Source organism: Aequorivita sinensis, from assembly GCF_006346335.1.
Taxonomy (GTDB): domain Bacteria; phylum Bacteroidota; class Bacteroidia; order Flavobacteriales; family Flavobacteriaceae; genus Aequorivita; species Aequorivita sinensis.
The window spans coordinates 1-2,410 of sequence record NZ_VDMC01000039.1; the positions used below are offsets into that span (position 1 = coordinate 1).

General features: G+C 33.6%; 3 protein-coding genes. All 3 read right to left on the reverse strand.

The window, feature by feature from the left end; all coding sequences use genetic code 11:
- Positions 1-263: 263 nt before the first annotated feature.
- The gene (locus FHP04_RS14195) at positions 264-725 is read right to left on the reverse strand and encodes a PsbP-related protein (protein WP_139856813.1); all 462 of its coding nucleotides are present in this window, start codon (positions 723-725) and stop codon (positions 264-266) included.
- A 201-nt stretch (positions 726-926) separates the two neighbouring features.
- The gene (locus FHP04_RS14205; RefSeq protein WP_139856815.1) at positions 927-1,619 is read right to left on the reverse strand and encodes a hypothetical protein; all 693 of its coding nucleotides are present in this window, start codon (positions 1,617-1,619) and stop codon (positions 927-929) included.
- 151 nt (positions 1,620-1,770) lie between these two features.
- On the reverse strand, positions 1,771-2,214 hold the full coding sequence (locus tag FHP04_RS14210; RefSeq protein ID WP_218937263.1) for a DUF1648 domain-containing protein: 444 nt from the start codon (positions 2,212-2,214) through the stop codon (positions 1,771-1,773).
- Positions 2,215-2,410: the final 196 nt, after the last annotated feature.

Here is a 2,410-nt window from a genome sequence, read left to right on the forward strand (position 1 = left end):
TAGTATCGAAAAACTTGATGGCCCTGGTTTGCAACCAGTCCTACCATAAAATACTGATTATTTTCCTTCCAAATTCGCGCGCTTTACTGATTTTTTAAATAACCTAGCAAGTAAGGGTTATTGCACACAACGGTTTGTGTAAGCGTCAGTAACGGGAAAGTGCGCGAGTACTTTCCGCTGACGCACCTAATTTAGCAAAACGAGTTGAATTTCCGATAGGAAATTCAGCCGTTATTGCGCTTACACGTTGTTAGGTGGCGTTTTTAATTTATTTCAAAAGATGTTAAGATTTTTACAATTACATCTTTCCAACCTTTTTTCCAATATTTCGGTTCAATTTCGGTCGATACAAACCACAAATTATCTCCCTTTCTTTTCCACATTCTCATACAGGTCAGAGTATTATTTGAGTCAGTATAAGAAAGGTACCAAGATTTAATTCCGTTCTCCTCTCCGCTACCAATTCTATCTTCGTATTCCGATGATAGATTACTGGATTCTAATATGAAACTATTCATTTTTTCATCTGGAAATGTTATTCCATTATAAGCGGAAATATAAATTCCTCCTTCCATATTTTTAGGTTCAATACTTACAATTCCGTCTTCGTCTGTTTTTATTTCCCAATTCTCGGGATACTTTATAGAATACTTTTTCTCTGAATTTTTAAAAGTTTTTAATTCAGCCGTATTTTTTTGAGCAAATAAATTAGTCCAAATTCCCATTGTAAATATTAAGATTAAAAATTTTCGGTTAACTTTCACTGTGTTGTTTTTCAAATGACACCTAACGGTTACGGCTATGAGTAGTTGCGTGGGTTAGCACTTAATTTTGCAAGTGCACACCAAACTGAAAATCCGAGAGGATTTTCAGAAGTATGCAAGAGCAAGCAATTACTTATAGCCAATGTTGTGCCTAGTTTTTCTTTAAGCATCTGCATTCATATAAACTTGAATTGCTTTTGCTGTTTTTATATTTATTTCAACTATAATACTCGGTCCCGACATCAGCATTTCTGATTTTCGTTTAAAACTAATCCAATATGTCTCTTTTTCTTCGTCTATTGTTGAATATCCGGCTATCTCAAACTCAGTTGAATCAGTTAGAGTAAAAGGAACATTGTTAGGGTTTGAAGGAAAATTTGGATTTCTTTCGTTTTCAGCTTTCTTATTATTTTCTATTGAAAATAAAATTGCGTCAATAGCCGCTTCTGTGACTTCTTTGCTCCAAGGATAATTTTCTTCGGATTTGTCTTGTAGTTTAAACTTCTGTGGTGGTTTTGGAAAATCCATTGACCAATTGTCGGATTTTGAATTATACAATAAATAAGGACCGTCAAATCCTTCTAAGAAGATTAACTCAAATTCATTGTCATTTATTTTTTGGTAGGTAGGGTCAGTTCCGAGCATTTCTGTTTTAAATCCGAGTTCTTCTAAAACTTTCCAATCGTCAGTATTTGGTAATTCGTTATTTTTCTTTTTGAATTGTTCTATTTTACCCGCTAATATATTTCCAAGATTAATGTCTGACTTCCGAGTTATCTCAAAAGGAAGGTTGAAGTAAATCAGTCCGATTACGACTAGGATGATTGGTATTAATATTAGTATTCGTTTCGTCATTTCAAATTAGGCACAACGGATTTGTATAACCGTCAGTTACGGGTTGAAGTTCGTGAATTTTTCGTTTTAAGACAGACGTTAGCAATTCCGAGTGGATTCGGACGTAGTCGAATCCGCCGTAATTGCGGTTATACATTGTTGTGCATAGTTTTTATTTTTTAAGTTTCTTATTCATTCGATATGATTTTACCAAGTAATATATTATTGGTAAAAAAAGTAAAATCGGTAAAGTTGGGAATAAAAATCGGTCAAGTCCATTTAATTTGTTCAATCCAGCTAATATTGAAAAATAAGTAAGAATTAAGCAAGTAAATCCGATTACCAAATTAATAATCCGCAACATTCTTGTCGCAATTTTATAGTTTTTTTCAGCATTTTCAGGTTTTAAGTCAGTCGGATAATTAAAAATCCAAGGATATTGATTAAGTATATAAATTCCTATTCCAATTATTCCGCAAATTATTGGGCTTGCCCAAAGTAAGTTTTTAGCTCCATACCCATCAATATCTTTTGATGGCCAATTAAAGTAGATTGGCAATTTTTCGGGAAGTTGATTGTAGAAGTATATAATTAAGATTGCAGAAGCTAAAATCATTATAAATGTCAGAAATTCTATTACAATATCAAATCTTGTTTTCTGTATTTTGATTTTCGGACGGTTCATTTTTCAAATTATGCACAACGGTTCCGGCTAAGAAACGTAGGGGATTTCGAGCTGCGTTCTTGTCGACCGAGACAAGAACAAAGTAAGGAAATCCACCGTTTCGGGCTGCACTGCAACCCCTATGTTT